This window comes from Achromobacter sp. GbtcB20 (assembly GCF_019091095.1).
Taxonomy (GTDB): Bacteria; Pseudomonadota; Gammaproteobacteria; order Burkholderiales; family Burkholderiaceae_B; genus Achromobacter; species Achromobacter mucicolens.
In genome coordinates, this window is the sequence record NZ_JAGXJZ010000006.1 from 55,654 (window position 1) to 68,870 (window position 13,217).

Genomic DNA, 13,217 nt, shown 5'->3' on the forward strand with positions numbered 1-13,217 from the left:
ACAGGGCCGCCCGCCGCCGGCCGTCAGCGCATCATTCCGCCTTCAGGCCCGCCTGCACGATCAGCGGCTGCCACTTCAGCCGTTCGCTGCGGGCGAAGGCGGCCAGTTCGTCGGGCGTGCCGCCGCCGGGTTCGTGGCCCAGGTCCAGTAGCTTCTGCCGGACCTCCGGACGCGCGAGGATCTTGGTCAGGTCGTCGTTCAGCCGCTTCACGGCCGCGGGCGGCGTGCCCTTGGGCGCATACAGGCCGTTCCAGGCGATCACCTGGAAGCCGTCCAGCCCCTGCGCCGCCACGGAAGGCACGCCGGGCAGCAGGGCCGACTCCTTCAACGAGGTCACCGCCAGCGGACGCAACTTGCCGCTGGTGATGAACGAGCGCGCGGCGCTGACGGTGTCGATGCCGAGCTGCACCTGACCGCCCATCAGGTCGGTGGTGGCGGTGGCCGAACCCTTGTAGGGAATGCCCCGGATGCTGTTGACGCCCTGCTGTTTGAGCAGTTCGAAGACGAGGCGCGCGGTGGTGCTGGGCATGCCCACGTTGACGCTGTCGGGCTTGGCCTTGGACGCGTTGCGCAGGTCGGCCAGGCTGGCGTAGGGCGAGGACGGCGTGGTCAGCAGCACCATGGGAAACGAGCTGACCAGCATGACCGGCGTGAAGTCTTTCTCCGGGTCGAAGTTGGTGGACGCGTACATGTACTGGTTCAGCACGTGCGTGCCGTTGGTGCCCATCAGCAGCGTGTAGCCGTCGGGGGCGGCGCGCGCGACCTCGGAGGCGCCGATGTTGCCGCCAGCGCCCGGGCGGTTTTCCACGATGAACGGTTGGCCCAGGTCACGGGCCAGGTATTCGGCCAGGTAGCGGGCGGCGACGTCGGTGCCTTGGCCGGCCTGGTAGGGAACGATGATCTTGACGGGTTTGGAGGGATAGCTGTCGGCGGCCCAGGCAGGTTGCGCGAACAGCAGCGGCGCCGCGAGCGCGGCGATGAGGCGTATGGTCTTCATGGTGGTCTCCTCGCTTTTTATGGTGTGCTGCATGCGGGTGCGGCTAGGGCTTGGGAGGCGGCCATCGCGGCAGGATGCCCTGTTCCTGCAACGCCGCGATTTGTGAGTCGTCGAAGCCGGCCTCCCGCAGGACCTCGACGGTGTGTTGCGCATAGGCGGGCGGCGGGCGCTTGACGCGCGCGGGCGCCTGCGACAGCCGGACTGCCGGACCGATACCGTGATAGCCATCGCGATCCACGCGCATGCCGCGATGCGCGGTGTGCGCCTGCGCAAAGGCTTCGGGCACGCTGTTGACCGGGCCCGCCGGTACGCCCAGCTGCATCAGCTCGGCGCACAGTTCGTCCCGTGAACGCGTCGCCAGCGCGTGCTCGATGGCGTCGCGCAATGCATCGCGGTGCGCCAGCCGCGACCGGTTGGTGGCAAAGCGCGGGTCGTCGGGCAATGCCGTCAGGCCGGCGTAGTCGCAGAAGCGGCGGAATTGGCGGTCGTTCACCACGCCCAGGAAGATCTCGCCATCGCGGCAGGCATAGCGGTCATACGGCGCGATGTTGGGATGCGCGCTGCCCAAGAGGCCGGGCGTTTGCTGCGTGTGCATCCAGTTGGCGGCGTGCGGCACCAGCAGGCTGAGCGCGGTGTCGAACAGCGTGACCTCGACCCGCTGGCCCAGGCCGGTGCGCGCCCGGTGGTAGAGCGCCAGCAGGATGCCGGACTGCGCGGTGTAGCTGGTCAGGTGGTCGACGATGGGTACGCCGATGCGGGTCGGGCCGCTGGCCGGTTCGCCGTTGATGCTCATCAGGCCGCACATGGCCTGCAGCACCGCGTCGTAGCCGGGCAGGCCGCCCAGCGGGCCGTCGTCGCCAAAGCCCGTGATGGCGCAGTAGATCAGCTGGGGAAAGCGGGGTTTGAGGTCCGCCTCAAAGTCCAGCCCCCATTTGGCCATCGTGCCGGGGATGAAGTTTTCGATCAGGACATCGGCATCGGCCAGCAGCGCAAAAAGCACGTCGCGGCCGGCGGGCCGGGACAGGTCCAGCCCGATGGCCCGTTTGCCGCGATTGACGGCGGTGAAGTAGGCCGCGTCGCCCGCTTCGTTGACCGGCGGCCCCAGGCTGCGGGTCTCGTCGCCGCCGGGCGGCTCGATCTTGATGACGTCTGCGCCCTGGTCCGCCAGCATTTGCGAGCACAGCGGACCGGCCAGGACGCGCGACAGGTCGATGACGCGCAGGCCGTCCAGCGCGCCCCGCGCGCGCGGCGCAGGGTTGGGTGCAGCTTGTTCCGATGAATCAGACATCGCCCACCTCGTCTGGGGGTTGCCGCCGGTCAGGCGCGGGTAGGCAATTCGACCACACCGGAGCCCAGTACGGACAGCTCGTCGTCCTGGTTGCGCGCTTCCTGTTCGATTTCCACCAGGTGCCGGCCGTCTTCCACATACTTGCGCACGACCTTGCCCTTGAAGAACAGCATGTCGCCCTCGGGATTGTGGCGGCGGATCTTGCACGTGGACTTGCGCAGGAACCCCGCGTCGCCCATCCAGTTGGTGAGGTGATGGGTCAGCCACGAGTTGCGCTCGGGACCGTAGTCGTAGGCGCCGGGCGCGCCGACTTCCAGCGCAAAGTCTTCTTCCCAGTGGACGCGCTCGGGCACGTCGGGAATGCCGAAGCGGTTGGTGATCCCCACGCCCGGATGCGCGTCTATGAGCTGCCACGCCAGCTTGTTGGCGCGGATGTACAGGCCGCCCCAGCCCTGCGCGAAGGCGATGAAGCCGGTCACCGTCATCGGGCCCTTGAACATCACGGGCAGTTCCTCGCCTTCCTTCACGTCTTCCCAGTAGCGCGGCGTGGCGCCGCGGACTTCTTCCTGGGCGTAGAGCTTGTAGGCTTCCTTGATTTCCTCGGGGCTGTAGCGGCGCGGCTCGCGTGCGCGGACTTCCGCGTACTTGCTGCCCTGTTCGCGCGCGTGGTCGCGTTCGGTGCGAAAGCACCAGCTGTCGGCCTCGGCGACCTTGTCGCCGTCCTGGTTGAAGAAGTCCACGTGATAGATCTGCTGCACGGCGCGGCCGGCAAAGCGCGTCTGGTGTTCGATCAGGTTCTTCAGGTGCGCTTCGGTGGAGATGGTGTCGTTGCGCTTGACGGTCTTGTGCCAGGTCCAGTCCGCGCCCGACCACATAGCGTGCACGCCCGGCAGCCCGCCCACGTAGCCCGACACGATGCGGCTGGTGGCAAAAAGGAAGCTGGGCAGCGCGATGATGCCGCCGTGCTGGGTCTTGGCCGCGTATTCCGGGTCCGTCCACAGGGGGTTGTCATCGCCGATGCCGTGGGCGTAGTGGCGGATGTTGTCGCGCGTGGCCTCGTAGCACCACGGTTCGGCGGTGGCGCCGATCTTCACGCCGATGCGTTCGCGCAGCTCGTCCAGCCCGCGTTCGGTGATCTTGGGAAAGCTGCGTTCGGTCTTGGTCTGGGTCAGCATGATGTCTCCTGGTTTTGAAGATGGCCTGTGCCGGACTGCCCTAGGCGTGGGCGGCCCCGGCGGGCGTGGTGTGGGCGGTCGCAAGCTCTTGCTCCCGCAATTTCCTGCGATGGATCTTTCCGGCGGGCGTCTTGGGCAGTTCGGCCACGAACACCACCTGGCGCGGATACTCGTGCTGCGCGAGGCGGCTGCGCACGGCGTCCTGGATTTCTTCCACGAAGGTGTCGTCGCCCTGGCGCGCCGACACCACGAAGGCCTTGACGACCTGGCCGCGCAGCGGGTCGGGCACGCCGATGGCGGCGGCCTCGGCCACGTCGCGGTGCTTGAGGATGGCGTCTTCGATCTCGACGGCGCTCATGGTCCAGCCGGCCGAGATGATGACGTCGTCGGCGCGGCCGCCGTGCCAGAAGTAGCCGTCTTCGTCCACGCGGCCCAGGTCCTTGGTGGCGACCCATGCGTCGCGGCGCCAGAGCTTGAGTTCGCCGGTTTCGCCGGGCGCGCAGGGCTGGCCGTTGGCGTCCTGGACCTCGACGCGCAATCCCGGCACGGGCTTGCCCAGCGAGCCGGCCTTGACGGTGAAATCCGGCGCGCCGGGGTAATTGACCAGGCACACCCCGATCTCCGTCGTGCCGTACATGCTGCAGACCGGCCGGCCGAAAGTCGCTTCCACGAAGGCGGCGGTCTCGCTGTCGATGGGTTCGCCGGTGAAGGACACCTTGTCCAGGTGATAGCGGTAGCGCCCGGCCGCGCCGCTGTTGCGCATCATCCGGTAATGGGTGGCGGCAGCCGATATGTTGTTGAAGCGGTGTTCCTGCAAGGCCTGCAGCAGGCGCTCGGCGTTGAACTTGCCGGCATACGCGCCGATGGTGACGCCCAAGGCCAGCGGCGCCAGCGTGCCGTGCCACAGCCCGTGGCCCCAGGCGGGCGAGGACGGGCACATGTAGCGGTCGCCGGGGCGGATGCCGGTGCCGTACAGCGCGGCCAGCATCAGCGTGACCAGGGCGCGGTGCGTGTGCTTGACGGCGTCGGGCAGCTCGCGGGTCGTGCCGGACGTGTACTGGAAGATGGCCAGATCGTCGGCGCGCGTGCGGCATTCGTAGTGCGAAGGGTAGGCGGCCAGCGTGCCGAGGAACGCCTCGTCGGCAATCACGACGCGCATGTCCTCGCCGCCCGCGGCCAGCGGCGCTTTTTCCGCGTTGGTCACCAGCATGCGCGGCTGGCAGTCCTGCACGCGCAGCCGGATGCCGTCGGGCCCGAACAGCGTGAACAGCGGCACGGCGATCGCGCCCATCTTCATGGCGCCGAACATGGCCACGTAGAACGGCAGCGACGGTTCCAGCATGACGGCCACGCGGTCGCCGGGGCGGATGCCCTGTTCGGCCAGGTAGTGCGCAAAGCGCGAGGATTGCTCGGCGATCTGGCGGAACGAGTAGGTTTCGTCCCCGCCCGCCGCACGCACCAGGATGATCGCCGGCTCGGTCTTATCCACGTGCCGGTCGATGCATTCGTGCGCAATGTTCATGTGTTCACGGTTGCCGTCGAAAAGCTCCCAGAGCTTGTCGGGGGCGCAAAGCGCCTGGGCGTCCGCATAGGAAAGGGTCTCGGTCAGCTTGGTCATTTCGTCGTACCTGTGTGGGTCGGCAACCTGTGGAACTCACTATGCGCGCCGCCAAATAAATTGTCAATGGCGTTTATGAATTGTATATGTACAATTAAAATGCGTTGGGGCGGACCCGCGACGTGGTCGCCGCACGGTATGCTTGCCGCAATAAAAACGGAGAAACCGATGAGTGAAACCAGTACCCCGGACCCCGCCGCCGCCGGCCCGCGCGTGCGGCCCGTGCCGGCCGTGACGCGATCGATCGCGATCCTGCGCCTGCTCGGGCGGGGCGGCGAGCCCATGACGCTCAAGGCCATCTCGCAGGAATTGGGCATGGTGACCAGCACCTGCCTGCACATTCTTCGCGTCCTGGTGGAAGAAGGCTTGGTCAAGGTCGATCCCGGCGCCAAGCGCTACAGCCTGGGCGTGGGCATGCTGACGCTGGCGCGCAGCGTGATCGAGAGCAATCCGTTTCCCGCGCTGGCCCAACCCGTGCTGGACCGGATCGCCAACGCGGCCAGCGTCACCGCGATCGGCGTCGAGGTGTCGGGCAGCGATCACATGGTCGTGCTGGCGTTGTCGCGGTCCAATGCGCCGTTCCGGCTGCACGTGGACGTGGGCAGCCGCTTTCCCGCGTTGATCAGCGCAACCGGCCGGCTCGTCGCGGCCTTTGCGGATTTGTCGGAAAAGGAACTGGAGCGGCGCTTCAAGGCCTTGCGCTGGGATCAGGCGCCCGAGTTTTCGGCCTGGAAAGCCGACGTGGACGCGGTGCGCCGCCAAGGCTACAGCGTGGACCGCAACAACTACATCAACGGCGTCGTCGTGATCGCGGTGCCCGTCTTCGACAGCCATCAGCGCCTGACGCATGCGCTGGTGGCCGCGGGATTGGCCGAACAGCTTGACGCGGCGCGCGTCGAATCGCTGGCGCGCGCGCTGCAGGACGAGTCGCGCGCGTTGTCGCAACTGATGGCCGCCAGGAGCTGAGCGCATGACCACGCAACCGGATGTCGAACTGCCCGTGCCGCAAGGGTGGCGCAAAAGAGGGCTTGCGGGCTTTGCGGGCCTGATCGGGCCGTTGTGGGTGCGCAAGGAGGACGAGGGCTGGGCGTACGGCCTCCTGGCCACCGCCGATCATCTGAATCCGGCTGGCGTGGTGCATGGCGGATTGCTGACGGCGTTGCTGGATCACGGCATCAGCGCGATCGCGTGGGAAGCGCTGGGCCGGCGCGCCTGCGTGACCGTGCAGCTGGACACGCATTTTCTGGCGGCGGCGCGCGAAGGCCAGTTTCTGGAAGTGCGCGGCCGCGTGGCGCGGGCGACGTCCTCGCTGGTGTTCATGCAAGGAGAGCTGAGCACGGACGGGCAGGTCGTTGCGACGGCCGTTGCCGTGCTCAAGCAGGTGGGGGCAGCGGCGGGCGATCCCGCGGCGGGCGCTCCCGCGGCGGGGGCCGCGGCGAAGTAAACCCCGCCCCGGATCCCGCCAGGCACGTCCGCGATCAGGCGGGCAGCGCGATCAGCCTGGCAGAACCCGCCGCTTCTTCCTCGCGCAGCTTGAACCGCGCCACCGCATCGGCCAGCACGCGCGCCTGGTCGCTCAGCATGCCGGACGCCGCCGTGGACTGTTCGACCAGCGCGGCATTTTGCTGCGTGGCCTGGTCCATGTCGGCGACCGAGCGGTCGATCTGACCCAGCCCCGTGCTCTGTTCGGCCATTGCGCCGTGGATCTCGCTCACCATCCGCTGCACACGGTTGATGCCGTCAACGATCTCGGTCATGGTCGAACCCGCGGCCTGCACGCGTTGCGTGCCGCTCTTGACGTTCTGGACGGACGCCTCGATCAGCGTCTTGATCTCCTGCGCAGACGCGGCGCTGCGCTGCGCCAGCGTGCGCACTTCACCGGCCACCACCGCAAAGCCGCGGCCTTGCTCGCCCGCGCGGGCGGCTTCGACCGCCGCGTTCAGCGCCAGGATGTTGGTCTGGAACGCGATGCCGTCGATCACGCGGATGATCTCGGTAATGCGCTGCGACGACTTCGAGATCTCGTCCATCGTGCTGACCGCGTCGTTGACCACCTGGCCGCCGCGGGCGGCGACAGCGCTGGCTTCGTCGGCCAGGCGCGTCGCGTGCTCGGCGGTTTCCTCGGTCTGGCGCACGCTGGAGGCCAGCTCGGTCAGGGCCGAAGAGGTTTCCTCAAGCGAGGCGGCCGACGTTTCGGTGCGCTGCGACAGATCACGGTTGCCCATGTCGATCTCGCGCGTGGCGGCGCTCATCGAATGCACACCGCTGCGCACTTCGCGCATGACATGGGTGATCTTTTCCACGAACGCGTTGAACGAGGCCGAGATCTGCGCGACTTCGTCGTGGCCGACCACGGCCAGGCGGTGCGTCATGTCGCCGTCGCCCGAGCCGATGGTGTCCATGGCGTCGCGCACCGCGGACAGGCGCTTGAACGCCCGCGACGTGATCACGCTGGCGATGGTCACGGCGATCAGCGTCAGGACGACCAGCGAGATCAGGGTTGCGTGCAGCACCTGCGTCAGGCCGACCGTGGCTTCGGCCTTGTCCAGCGCCACGACCAGATACCAGTCGGTGCCGGGAACGCGGCGCGCCTTCAGCAGCTTTTGCGCGCCGTCCAGCATGATGTCGGCGGGGGCGGCGCCGTCGCGGGCCAGGGATGCCACGACATCGGCCGTCAACGCCGGGGAAATGTCGGTCGACGGCTTGAGCGCCAGCTTGTCGTTCAGGTGCGAAATCACCTGGCCGTCGGTCGCCACCACGAAAGCGCTGCTGGACGGCGTGGGGTGGATGGCCTTGATGATGTCCTTCACGCCATCGAGCGGCACCGCGCCGCTCAGCACGCCCGCCGTCTGGCCGTTGCGGATCATCGGCGCGGTGAATGCGACGTACAGCACGCCGGTGGAGGAATCGCCATAAGGCTTGGTGACCGTCAGCTTGCCGGCGGCGACGGCGCTCTTGTACCAGGGCCGGGCGGTCGGATCGTAATCCGCCGCGGTCTTGGTGGTGGAAAAGAAGGTCTTGTCCGACCAGCCGATGGTGGTGATGGGAAAGCCATTGGTCTGGCCCATCAGCTGGGTCAGGCCGCGGGGATCGCCCTTTTCGACCACTTTCGCGGTGGCGTCGACCGCCTGCGCCTTGTCAGCCGACCAGCGCTCGATGGCGCTGGCGTTGCCCGAGGCCACGGCGTCCAACGTGGCGGCGATGGTGGACATCATGTTGTCGCGCACGATCTGGTAGGTGATGAGGCCGGAGAGCGTGAGGGCTCCCACCACCGTAAAGCAGGTAATAAGCAAAATGCGGTTGCGCAGCGACGTTATCTTCATGCTCGTGTACTGGATACGCCGGCGGGGAAGGCCGGCGGGTTGCAAGTCGGCCAGGAAACCCCCGGCCGCAACCCGCTAACGGCAGATGCAGGCGGCGACTTTAGGGGGCCGCGCCAGAACCCGAGCAATATCGTCGCGGCGGTTTCAGCCGGCTTTCAGCCCTCGCGCGGCACGTGCACCCGGCCTTCCATCAGCACCCGCGCGCTGCGGCTCATGATGGCCTTGGTCACTTTCCATTCGCCATCCACCAGCTGCGCCTGCGCGCCGACACGCAGCGTGCCCGACGGGTGGCCGAAGCAGACGTTGTCGCGCTCGCCGCCGCCCGCCGCCAGGTTCACCAGCGTGCCAGGCACCGCCGCTGCGGTGGCGATGGCCACGGACGCCGTGCCCATCATGGCGTGGTGCAGCTTGCCCATCGACAGGGCGCGCACCAGCACGTCGATGTCGCCCGTGCCGATCTTCTTGCCGCTGGAGGACACGTATTCCTTCGGGGAGGCAACAAAGGCCACCTTGGGCGTGTGCTGGCGGCTGGCCGCCTCGGCGATGTCCTTGATGAGTCCCATGCGCACGGCGCCGTGCGCGCGGATGGTCTCGAAGCGCGCCAGCGCGGCGGCATCGCCGTTGATGGCGTCCTGCAGTTCCGTGCCGCTGTAGCCCAGCGCGTCGGCCTCCAGGAAGATCGTGGGAATGCCGGAGTTGATCATCGTGGCCTTGAACGTGCCCACGCCCGGGACTTCCAGGTTGTCCACCAGGTTGCCGGTGGGGAACATGGAGCCGCCGTCGCCTTCCTCGGCCGGGTCCATGAATTCCAGGCGCACTTCGGCGGCCGGAAAGGTCACACCGTCCAGTTCGAAATCGCCGGTTTCCTGCACCGCGCCGCCGGTGATGGGCACGTGCGCGACGATGGTCTTCTGGATGTTGGCCTGCCAGATGCGCACGATGGCAATCCCGTCCTGCGGGATGCGGGCGGCGTCGACCAGGCCGTTGGTGATGGCAAAGGGCCCGACCGCGGCGGACAGGTTGCCGCAGTTGCCGCTCCAGTCCACGAAGGGCTGGTCGATGGAGACCTGGCCGAACAGGTAGTCCACGTCATGGTCCGGGCGCGCGCTTTTGGCGACGATGACGGTCTTGCTGGTGCTGGAGGTGGCCGCGCCCATGCCGTCGATCTGCTTGCCGTAGGGGTCGGGGCTGCCGATCACGCGCAACAGCAGCGCATCGCGCGCCGCGCCCGGCACGCGGGCCGATTCGGGCAGGTCGTCCAGCTTGAAGAACACGCCTTTGCTGGTGCCGCCGCGCATGTAGGTGGCGGCGATCTTGGTTTGGGGAGCATGTGACATGAAACGATCCTGAAGTATCGGAGTAGGGCGGCGGGCGCTGCAACCGCCCGCCGGTCTTTACAGTGCGGGTCAGGCCAGCTTGCCGGCGTCCGACGCGGAAGCGGCTTCCAGGAAATCCTGGGCAAAGCGCTGCAGCACGCCGCCGGCTTCGTAGATGGACACTTCTTCGGCGGTATCCAGGCGGCAGGTCACGGGCACCTGTTCGGTGCTGCCGTTGCGGCGGTGGATGACCAGCGTCAGGTCGGCGCGCGGCTTGCGCTCGCCGATGACGTCGTAGCTTTCGGTGCCGTCCAGCGCCAGCGTCTTGCGGTTCACGCCCGGCTTGAATTCCAGCGGCAGCACGCCCATGCCGATGAGGTTGGTGCGGTGGATGCGCTCGAAGCCTTCGGCCACGATGGCTTCGACGCCGGCCAGGCGCACGCCCTTGGCGGCCCAGTCGCGCGACGAGCCCTGGCCGTAGTCGGCGCCGGCCACGATGATGAGCGGCTGCTTGCGGTCCATGTAGGTCTCGATGGCTTCCCACATGCGCATGACCTGGCCTTCCGGCTCGACGCGCGCCAGCGAGCCTTGCTTCACGGTGCCGTCGGCGTTCTTCACCATTTCGTTGAAGAGCTTCGGGTTGGCGAAGGTGGCGCGCTGCGCGGTCAGGTGGTCGCCGCGGTGCGTGGCGTACGAGTTGAAGTCCTCTTCGGGCAGACCCATCTTGTGCAGGTATTCGCCCGCGGCGCTGTCCATCAGGATGGCGTTGGACGGCGACAGGTGGTCGGTGGTGATGTTGTCGCCCAGCACAGCCAGCGGCAGCATGCCGCGCAGCGTGCGTTCGCCGGCCAGCGCGCCTTCCCAGTAAGGCGGACGGCGGATGTACGTGCTTTGCGGACGCCAGTCGTACAGCGGGCTGACGGCGGTCTGGCGGTCGTCCTTGATGCCGAACATGGGGGCGTAGACCTTGCGGAACTGCTCGGGCTTGACCGCCGACTTGACCATCGCGTCGATCTCCTCGTCGCTGGGCCAGATGTCCTTCAGCCGGATCTCGCGGCCATCGGCGGCCACGCCCAGCACGTCGCGTTCGATGTCGAAACGGATGGTGCCGGCAATCGCATAGGCCACGACCAGCGGCGGCGAGGCCAGGAAGGCCTGCTTGGCGTACGGGTGGATGCGGCCATCGAAGTTGCGGTTGCCGGACAGCACGGCGGTGGCATAGAGGTCGCGGTCGATGATTTCCTGCTGGATCTTCGGGTCCAGCGCGCCGGACATGCCGTTGCACGTGGTACAGGCAAACGCCACGACGCCAAAGCCCAGTCGTTCCAGTTCGTGCGTGAGGCCGGCTTCTTCCAGATAAAGCTGGACGGCCTTGGAGCCGGGCGCCAGCGAGCTCTTGACCCAGGGCTTGCGCGCGAGACCCGCGCGGTTGGCGTTGCGCGCCAAGAGGCCCGCGGCGATCACGTTGCGCGGGTTGCTGGTGTTGGTGCAGCTGGTGATGGCGGCGATGATGACGGCGCCGTCGGGCATCAGGCCAGGCTGGTTCTCGACCACGCCGGCGATGCCGCGCTCGGCCAGGTCGGACACCGGCAGGCGGCGGTGCGGGTTGGACGGGCCGGCCAGCGTGCGCACGACGGTAGACAGGTCAAAGCGCAGCACGCGCTCGTACTGCGCGGTCTTCAGGCTGTCGGACCACAGGCCGGCGGTCTTGGCGTAGTTTTCCACCAGCGCAATCTGCTCGTCCTCGCGGCCGGTCAGGCGCAGGTAGTCGATGGTCTGCTGGTCGATGGAAAACATCGCCGCGGTGGCGCCGTACTCGGGCGCCATGTTCGAGATGGTGGCGCGGTCGCCCAGCGTCAGGCTGGAGGCGCCTTCGCCGTAGAACTCCAGATACGCGCCCACCACCTTTTCCTTGCGCAGGAATTCGGTCAGCGTCAGCACGATGTCGGTGGCGGTGATGCCGGGCTGCGCGCGGCCGGACAGTTCGACGCCGACGATGTCGGGCAGGCGCATCCACGACGCGCGGCCCAGCATGACGTTTTCGGCTTCCAGGCCGCCCACGCCGATGGCGATGACGCCCAGTGCGTCCACGTGCGGCGTGTGGCTGTCGGTGCCGACCAGCGTGTCGGGGAAGGCCACGCCGTCCTGCGTGTAGATGACGGGCGACATCCGCTCCAGGTTGATCTGGTGCATGATGCCGTTGCCCGGCGGCACGACTTCGATGTTTTCGAAGGCCTGCTTGGTCCAGTCGATGAAATGGAAGCGGTCTTCGTTGCGGCGGTCTTCGACCGCGCGGTTCTTGGCAAAGGCGTCCGGGTCGTTGCCGTCGTATTCGACGGCCAGCGAGTGGTCCACGATCAGCTGCACCGGCACCACGGGATTGACCTTGGCCGGGTCGCCGCCCTTGTCGGCAATGGCGTCGCGCAGGCCCGCCAGGTCCACCAGCGCGGTCTGGCCCAGGATGTCATGACAGACCACGCGCGCCGGAAACCACGGAAAGTCCAGATCGCGGCGGCGTTCGATCAGCTGCTTGAGCGCGTCGGTCAGCAGCGCGGGGTCGCAGCGGCGCACCAGGTTTTCGGCCAGGACGCGGGACGTGTAGGGCAGGCCGTCATAGGCGCCGGGGGCAATGGCCTCCACGGCCGCGCGGGCGTCGAAGTAGTCCAGGCGGGTGCCGGGCAGGTTCTTGCGGTACGACTTGTTCATCATGCCTCCGTGCGCTGTTGGGTGCTTTGCGCGATCTGTTGTTCGATGTTGATGCGGGATGCGCGGATGTGCCGGCGCATCAGGAGTTCGGCCAGCTCGCCGTCGCCGTCGGCGATGGCGTCCAGAATGCGGTGATGCTCGGCGTAGGCCTGCCGCGGACGATTGGGCGTCGTCGAATACTGGATGCGGTACATGCGCGCCAATTGATAAAGCTCGTCGCACAGCATGCGAAACAGCATCTGGTTGCCGCTGCCCTTGACGATGCGGTAGTGGAAATCGTAATCCCCTTCCTGCTGGTAATAGCCCAGGCCGGCCTGGAAGGCTTCGTCGCGTTCGTGGGCTTCCAGCACGCCGCGCAGCTCGTCGATTTCCGACGGCGGCATGCGTTCGGCGGCCAGGCGGCAGGCGGTGCCTTCCAGCGATTCACGGATTTCGTAGAGTTCGATCAGTTCCTGGATCGACAGGGACACGACGCGCGCGCCGGCGTGCGGCACGCGCACCAGCAGCTTCTGGCCCTCCAGCCGGTGCAGGGCCTCGCGCAGCGGGCCGCGGCTGACGCCGTGGATGCGCGCCAGCTCGGGCTCGGAGATCTTGCTGCCCGGGGCGATCTCGCCCTTGACGATGGCGGACTGGATCTTGCGGAAGATGTGGTCCGACAGGGTTTCGCCGATGGGTTCGCCAGCGGGGGCGCCATCGGCCGCCTGCGCGCCCGGCAAGGTGAGCACTTTGCTCATGGTGTTGACAATTCGTTCCGTTAAAGGGGGTATTTTCGGAATAAAGCGCGATTGGCGCGC

General features: G+C 67.5%; 10 protein-coding genes. 2 read left to right on the top strand and 8 right to left on the bottom strand.

The features are described from left to right. Window positions 1-31: 31 nt before the first annotated feature. The 4 genes from KVT32_RS10715 to KVT32_RS10730 are packed head-to-tail and all read right to left on the bottom strand — an operon-like array spanning window position 32 to window position 5,078. Window positions 32-997 (bottom strand): tripartite tricarboxylate transporter substrate binding protein, encoded by a 966-nt coding sequence (locus KVT32_RS10715; RefSeq protein ID WP_175156136.1) that lies wholly within the window; start codon window positions 995-997, stop codon window positions 32-34. Window positions 998-1,040: 43 nt separating this feature from the next. Further along, window positions 1,041-2,285: a CaiB/BaiF CoA-transferase family protein gene (locus KVT32_RS10720; RefSeq protein ID WP_217618165.1), complete on the bottom strand. Its 1,245-nt coding sequence runs from the start codon at window positions 2,283-2,285 to the stop codon at window positions 1,041-1,043. Window positions 2,286-2,314: 29 nt separating this feature from the next. Beyond that, window positions 2,315-3,460 carry a MaoC family dehydratase N-terminal domain-containing protein gene (locus KVT32_RS10725; RefSeq protein WP_056325026.1) on the bottom strand — a complete coding sequence of 382 codons (1,146 nt, stop codon included), beginning with the start codon at window positions 3,458-3,460 and terminating at the stop codon, window positions 2,315-2,317. 40 nt (window positions 3,461-3,500) lie between these two features. After that, window positions 3,501-5,078 carry an acyl-CoA synthetase gene (locus KVT32_RS10730; RefSeq protein WP_217618166.1) on the bottom strand — a complete coding sequence of 526 codons (1,578 nt, stop codon included), beginning with the start codon at window positions 5,076-5,078 and terminating at the stop codon, window positions 3,501-3,503. Between the two features lie 168 nt (window positions 5,079-5,246). On the opposite strand from KVT32_RS10730, the gene KVT32_RS10735 reads away from it, so the two are divergent. After that, entirely contained in the window at window positions 5,247-6,044 is a 798-nt protein-coding gene (locus KVT32_RS10735; RefSeq protein WP_081259812.1) for an IclR family transcriptional regulator, read from the top strand. Between the two features lie 4 nt (window positions 6,045-6,048). Then, window positions 6,049-6,522: a PaaI family thioesterase gene (locus KVT32_RS10740; RefSeq protein ID WP_152382668.1), complete on the top strand. Its 474-nt coding sequence runs from the start codon at window positions 6,049-6,051 to the stop codon at window positions 6,520-6,522. 34 nt (window positions 6,523-6,556) lie between these two features. Here the strand turns inward: KVT32_RS10740 and KVT32_RS10745 are convergent, their stop codons facing one another. From KVT32_RS10745 to KVT32_RS10760, 4 genes are all read right to left on the bottom strand, one after another. Further along, a complete protein-coding gene (locus KVT32_RS10745; protein ID WP_217618167.1) occupies window positions 6,557-8,401 on the bottom strand; it encodes a methyl-accepting chemotaxis protein in 1,845 nt (614 codons plus the stop codon). 155 nt (window positions 8,402-8,556) lie between these two features. Next, complete coding sequence (gene prpF / locus KVT32_RS10750; RefSeq protein ID WP_217618168.1) at window positions 8,557-9,738, bottom strand: 2-methylaconitate cis-trans isomerase PrpF; 1,182 nt, start codon at window positions 9,736-9,738, stop codon at window positions 8,557-8,559. A 69-nt stretch (window positions 9,739-9,807) separates the two neighbouring features. Further along, the gene (gene acnD, locus KVT32_RS10755; RefSeq protein ID WP_175234703.1) at window positions 9,808-12,423 is read right to left on the bottom strand and encodes a Fe/S-dependent 2-methylisocitrate dehydratase AcnD; all 2,616 of its coding nucleotides are present in this window, start codon (window positions 12,421-12,423) and stop codon (window positions 9,808-9,810) included. Further along, window positions 12,423-13,157 carry a GntR family transcriptional regulator gene (locus KVT32_RS10760; RefSeq protein ID WP_152382665.1) on the bottom strand — a complete coding sequence of 245 codons (735 nt, stop codon included), beginning with the start codon at window positions 13,155-13,157 and terminating at the stop codon, window positions 12,423-12,425. Before KVT32_RS10760 ends, acnD begins: the two co-directional genes overlap by 1 nt. Window positions 13,158-13,217: the final 60 nt, after the last annotated feature.

What these genes read in the sequence shown, in the direction of transcription:
- KVT32_RS10715 (WP_175156136.1), bottom strand. Translation starts at nt 997, where the DNA reads ATGAAGACCATACGCCTCATCGCCGCGCTCGCGGCGCCGCTGCTGTTC.
- KVT32_RS10720 (WP_217618165.1), bottom strand. Translation starts at nt 2,285, where the DNA reads ATGTCTGATTCATCGGAACAAGCTGCACCCAACCCTGCGCCGCGCGCG.
- KVT32_RS10725 (WP_056325026.1), bottom strand. Translation starts at nt 3,460, where the DNA reads ATGCTGACCCAGACCAAGACCGAACGCAGCTTTCCCAAGATCACCGAA.
- KVT32_RS10730 (WP_217618166.1), bottom strand. Translation starts at nt 5,078, where the DNA reads ATGACCAAGCTGACCGAGACCCTTTCCTATGCGGACGCCCAGGCGCTT.
- KVT32_RS10735 (WP_081259812.1), top strand. Translation starts at nt 5,247, where the DNA reads ATGAGTGAAACCAGTACCCCGGACCCCGCCGCCGCCGGCCCGCGCGTG.
- KVT32_RS10740 (WP_152382668.1), top strand. Translation starts at nt 6,049, where the DNA reads ATGACCACGCAACCGGATGTCGAACTGCCCGTGCCGCAAGGGTGGCGC.
- KVT32_RS10745 (WP_217618167.1), bottom strand. Translation starts at nt 8,401, where the DNA reads ATGAAGATAACGTCGCTGCGCAACCGCATTTTGCTTATTACCTGCTTT.
- prpF (WP_217618168.1), bottom strand. Translation starts at nt 9,738, where the DNA reads ATGTCACATGCTCCCCAAACCAAGATCGCCGCCACCTACATGCGCGGC.
- acnD (WP_175234703.1), bottom strand. Translation starts at nt 12,423, where the DNA reads ATGAACAAGTCGTACCGCAAGAACCTGCCCGGCACCCGCCTGGACTAC.
- KVT32_RS10760 (WP_152382665.1), bottom strand. Translation starts at nt 13,157, where the DNA reads ATGAGCAAAGTGCTCACCTTGCCGGGCGCGCAGGCGGCCGATGGCGCC.